This is a genomic window from Streptomyces sp. NPDC057950 (assembly GCF_042887295.1).
GTDB lineage: Bacteria > Actinomycetota > Actinomycetes > Streptomycetales > Streptomycetaceae > Streptomyces > Streptomyces kaempferi.
On sequence record NZ_JBHVPP010000055.1, the window covers coordinates 1 to 4,491 of the forward strand.

Annotated in this window: 5 protein-coding genes and 1 pseudogene; 3 read left to right on the forward strand and 3 right to left on the reverse strand. The window is 68.9% G+C overall.

The features are described 5' to 3' along the window. Nucleotides 1–130: 130 nt before the first annotated feature. From ACFVTC_RS42710 to ACFVTC_RS42720, 3 genes are read right to left on the reverse strand one after another with little or no spacing between them, the layout of a single operon-like run. Nucleotides 131–1,198: an ABC transporter permease subunit gene (locus ACFVTC_RS42710; RefSeq protein WP_390135234.1), complete on the reverse strand. Its 1,068-nt coding sequence runs from the start codon at nucleotides 1,196–1,198 to the stop codon at nucleotides 131–133. After that, on the reverse strand, nucleotides 1,195–2,127 hold the full coding sequence (locus ACFVTC_RS42715) for an ABC transporter ATP-binding protein (protein ID WP_390135239.1): 933 nt from the start codon (nucleotides 2,125–2,127) through the stop codon (nucleotides 1,195–1,197). Before ACFVTC_RS42715 ends, ACFVTC_RS42710 begins: the two co-directional genes overlap by 4 nt. Nucleotides 2,128–2,131: 4 nt before the next feature. Then, on the reverse strand, nucleotides 2,132–2,590 hold the full coding sequence (locus ACFVTC_RS42720) for a GntR family transcriptional regulator (RefSeq protein WP_390135241.1): 459 nt from the start codon (nucleotides 2,588–2,590) through the stop codon (nucleotides 2,132–2,134). Nucleotides 2,591–2,747: 157 nt separating this feature from the next. On the opposite strand from ACFVTC_RS42720, the gene ACFVTC_RS42725 reads away from it, so the two are divergent. The 3 genes and pseudogenes from ACFVTC_RS42725 to ACFVTC_RS42735 all read left to right on the forward strand — a co-directional run. Beyond that, nucleotides 2,748–2,981 carry a hypothetical protein gene (locus ACFVTC_RS42725; protein ID WP_390135235.1) on the forward strand — a complete coding sequence of 78 codons (234 nt, stop codon included), beginning with the start codon at nucleotides 2,748–2,750 and terminating at the stop codon, nucleotides 2,979–2,981. Between the two features lie 449 nt (nucleotides 2,982–3,430). Continuing rightward, nucleotides 3,431–3,679, forward strand: a complete 249-nt coding sequence (locus ACFVTC_RS42730) for a hypothetical protein (RefSeq protein WP_390135237.1) — start codon at nucleotides 3,431–3,433, stop codon at nucleotides 3,677–3,679. Between the two features lie 708 nt (nucleotides 3,680–4,387). After that, nucleotides 4,388–4,491, forward strand: a pseudogene (locus tag ACFVTC_RS42735) (DNA-directed RNA polymerase subunit alpha); the annotation flags it as partial.

The window sequence follows — 4,491 nt, forward strand, 5'->3', positions numbered from 1 at the left end:
CTACGAGCGCAAAGCCGAGCATTTCCTCGCCTTCACCAGCATCGCCTGCACCCTCATCTGCTACCGCAGACTCACCAAATGAGATGACTTCTAAGGCGCCCCTTCGCAAAGGGGCGCGGGGCGTACGGACTCAGACGAGCCGCTTACGACCCCAGAAGAAGAGGAACGCCACGACGCCGGCGGTCAGGGCGAACAGAATCGACGCCCCGAACCACTGCATGGCGTTCATCTGCGACATCGGGAGGTACTGCACCGCCCAGCCCACGACATCGGCCTTGTCCAGGCACACCTGCCGTGCCGCGTCGGTATGCGACCCCGAACAGGTGCTCCAGCCCACCAGATCCCCGCTGCCGGTGACAAACGACTGGTCGATTTCGTAGGCGCCGCGAGGGAGCGACGGGGACACGTTCTCGCCCGTGACACCCTTGTTCGTCGTGACCGTGACGACGTTGCCGAGCGACAGCAGGAAGTAGCCCCAGACGAGCTGGAGGACGACGGTGAAACCGAAGGTGACCACCATGGCCGTCAACGTGCGCCGCAGCACCGCACCGATCGCCACCCCGCAGAAGACGGAGAAGAGGGTGAGGGCGACAGGCACCGGGCCCGTCGTGTTGAACGCGGCGCCCGAGGTCCAGTCCATGATCGTGACCTCGGACTTGACGGGGTTCCACCACCAGCCGAACACCGCCGACATCACGCCCGTGCTCACCACGACCACCAGTCCTGCCAGCGCCAGCTTCGTGGCGAGCCAGCGGGTCCGGCTCATGGACTGGGCGGCGACCAGCTTGGCGGTGCCGTTCTCCAGGTCGCCCGCGATGAGCGGGGCGCCGAGGAAGACACCGAGCAGGACGGGTATGGCCTGGAGACCCGTGGAGACGAAGGAGAACGCGTCGTTGTACTGCTGCAACTTGCCGCCCGCCTCGTCGAGGCTCTTGCCGGGATAGCCGTAGCCGTCGAGGAAGTCGACCAGCTGGCCGCGCTGGTAGACGATCCAGGCCACGGAGAGCGCGGTGGCGGCGAGGATCGTCCAGAACGCGGTCCGGTGCTGGCGCCAGACCAGCCAGGTCATACCGCTGAGTCGGGGGCGCCGGTTGGCCTTGGTGGTGGTCGCGTTCAAGGTCCCGTCGGTGGTCCCGTTCATGGTCCCGTTCTTGCCGTCGCCCGTGGAGCTGCTCGAGGTGCGGGTGAAGGTGCTCATGCCGCCACCGCCCCGGTGCCGAACCCCTGGCCGTGGACCTGGGCGGTGGGGGTGATCAGCGGTGGTACGTCGGGTGAGCGGAGATAGGCGAGCAGGAGTTCCTCCATGGTCGGGGGGTTTATGTCCCAGGGGCCGGTGACCGGGCCCTCGGGGCGGATGAGCGCGGTGAACTGCCGTCCGCTGGTGCGGGACTCGACGAGGGTGTGCTGCCCGAGGGCCGGAGGCATACCGTCACCCTCCTTGGCGCCCGTGACCAGGGTGTGCACGGACATCAGCTCGTCCACGTCACCGGCGAGGCGCACTCCGCCGCCGGAGACGACGACGAGGTAGTCGCACACGTTCTCCAGTTCGGCGAGGACGTGGGTGGACATCAGCACGGTGGTTTCGCGCTCGGCGGCCTCGGCGAGGAGGGTGCCCATGATCTCGTGGCGCACGACCGGGTCGAGGTCCGACATCGGCTCGTCGAGCATCAGCAGGTCGGGGCGCTTTCCGAAGGCGAGGGCGATGGCGACGCGGGTGCGCTGGCCTCCGGAGAGCGTGCTGATCTTCGCGTCGAAAGGCACGTTGCCCGCGCAAATGATGTCCTCGGCGGCGCGCTGGTCCCAGCCGGGGTTCAGCTCCCGGCCCAGACGCAGGGTCTCCGCCACAGTGAAGCGGCGGAACAGGGGCTTCTCCTGGGCGAGGAACGCAGTGCGCCGACCGGACTCCACCGAGCCCGGAGCCTCACCGAACAGGCTGATCGAGCCGTTCGTCGGCTGCAGGACATGGGCCGCGATGCTCAGCAGCGTGGTCTTGCCCGCCCCGTTGGGTCCCACCAGACCGCAGATCCGTCCCGCCGGTAGCCGGAAGGAGCAGTCCCGCAACGCCCAGCCCCGCCGGTAGCGCATCCCCAGCCCGTACGCCTCGATCGCCGGTTCCCCCGCGTACATACCTTCACTCACCTGTGCTCCTAGTTGTCGTGGCCCCCGTCGCCGTGGACCGCGTTGCCGCCGCGTTCCCGGCGGCGTACTGCTTCTCCATCGCCGACGCGACCAGCGCGGCCACGTCCTCCTGCTCCAGACCGGCCCCGGCCGCCTTCGACATCCACGCCACCAGCTCCGCGTGCAGCGGCGAGTCGGTGCCCGTCTCGGGGCGGCCCAGCGTGCGGCGTACGAAGGTGCCCTGGCCCGGGCGCGGTTCAACCAGGCCCTCGCGCTCCAGCTCGCGGTACGCCTTGAGGGTGGTGTTCGGGTTGACCGTGCTGGTCGCGGCGACCTCCTTGGCGGTGGGCAGCCGGTCACCCGGCACGAGTACGCCCAGCCGGAGGGCCTGCTTGGTCTGCTGCACGATCTGCTGGAAGGCGGGGACCCCGCTCCGCCTGTCGATGCGGTACTCCACGATCACCACCACTATTCCACTACCTGATTAGTGGAATGATGATGGAGGGGTACGAGGGCGGTTGTCAAAGCCGACCGGGGACGAGGAGAAGCGGGTGGGAGATACCCTGACCGTCTTTGTTGGGACAACAGCCGACAGGGAACAAGGCACATCCAGCAAGAGACACCTGACGGTGGCCGGCCAGACACTGGCCCTCATGGCCCGGCTCGGCGCACGCTGCAGCGGAAGCGGACAGAACGACAACCCACGGGAGGACTCCACCGCCAGCGGGGGCAGCAGTGGCTGGCGCGACGAGGGCCACGACGACGATCAGGGCACCGCGCCGGGCAACCGGCTAATGACGTTCTACCTCGCCGAGCTGCTGCGCACCGCCTTGCGGCCACCGACCGGGGAGCCGCCCTCATGACTGTTCCGGCAGCTCCGTCAGCCGGTCGCACCGTTTCGCCGATCGGTCACGGCGCAGTGCGGCGCTGCGCCGTGACCAAGCTAGGCCTGGACCACGACGACACCGCCAAGTCCTACGGCTTCGTCCCTGCCGCGGTTCGCAGTCCTGCCCGCAAAACCCACGCCCACCAAAAGCCAAGGACGGCCAAAGAGTTGCCATCGTCTACCGCGACACGGCCGTCCCGACGTTCTCCAGCTCGTCGACCGTGACCAGCCCGCTCCAGCCCTGGGCGAGGTCCGTGTCCGGGTGGCCGTATCCGCGGCCCACCCGACCGACTGGCACGCCCGCTCCGGCTTCGCCCACCCCAAACAGTTCTCCGAGGCCACTCCGCACCTCGACGGCGCCAGCACGAGCGACCCCGTCGGTGCGGGATCGACCGGAGCCGGGACGGCCAGCGGGTCTGGCTGTACATGGCCGCCACCGGACGACCGACCGGCACCGCCGCCGAGTTCACCGTCGTGCACGCCGAACAGGCCGCCGACGACACCGGCCTTGACGTCGACGCCTCCCTCGACGTGCCCGCGCTCACCGTCGCCGAGGACGAGCCGCGCCGCCTGCTCCCCGGTGCCCTGAAGGGCACCGTGGTGCTCGCCGCGGGCGGAGCCGGGGCGGTCGGGCACGCGGTGATCCAGCTCGCCGATCGGCCGGCGCCACCGTGATCAGCACAGTCAGCGGCCCGGAGAAGGCCCGGCTGGCCACCGCCGCCGGGGCCCACCACGTGATCAACTAGCGCGAGGACGACCCGGCCGCCGAGATCCGCCAGGTCGCCCCGGACGGCGTCGGCATCGTCGCCGAAGTGGCGCTCTGCGCGAACCTCGCACTCGAGCTTGCCGCACTGCGGTCGCGCTGCACGATCTCGACCTACGCCAACGACGATGGAAAGCCGGTCGAAGTGAACGTGCTGCAGGCATCAGCGCCGCTGCGTTTCAGCGAAGGGCGCCGCAATCAGCAGGACAGCAGGCGACAGGACCGTCCGCTTTTCCCATGGGCCAGCGGCTCTGTCCCCCCTGTCCGGTACGACTCCCCCGCCGAGCTCAGCCGCATGCGAACACCTTCAATGGTCGTCACCATCGCCGGTTTGGCCAACCGGCGATCATGGTCTATGTTCGCCCGCCACCGCCGGGCTCCGGCCTCACCATCCCCGATGCGACCTCGATCAAGAGCCCACCCCGAAGGACCGAAATACAGCGTCACGCCGTCGGGGACGAGCACTAACACTCACCCCGTGAGGCACCCGAGGTTGCGGACGCCGTGCGCCACGAGGAAGTGCAGCGCGGTCAGCAGAGACCGTACCGCCCGTACCGCCCGTACCCTTCGTGGTGTCTACGGCGTCATAGCGGGCGCCAAACCACTGGAGGCAACACCCCGTGCTGATTGCTCAGCGTCCCTCGTTGACCGAAGAGGTCGTCGACGAATTCCGCTCCCGGTTCGTGATCGAGCCGCTGGAGCCGGGCTTCGGTTACACCCTCGG

Excerpts from the sequence above, each read along its gene's own strand:
- ACFVTC_RS42710 (WP_390135234.1), bottom strand. The coding sequence starts at position 1,198 with ATGAGCACCTTCACCCGCACCTCGAGCAGCTCCACGGGCGACGGCAAG.
- ACFVTC_RS42715 (WP_390135239.1), bottom strand. The coding sequence starts at position 2,127 with ATGTACGCGGGGGAACCGGCGATCGAGGCGTACGGGCTGGGGATGCGC.
- ACFVTC_RS42730 (WP_390135237.1), top strand. The coding sequence starts at position 3,431 with ATGGCCGCCACCGGACGACCGACCGGCACCGCCGCCGAGTTCACCGTC.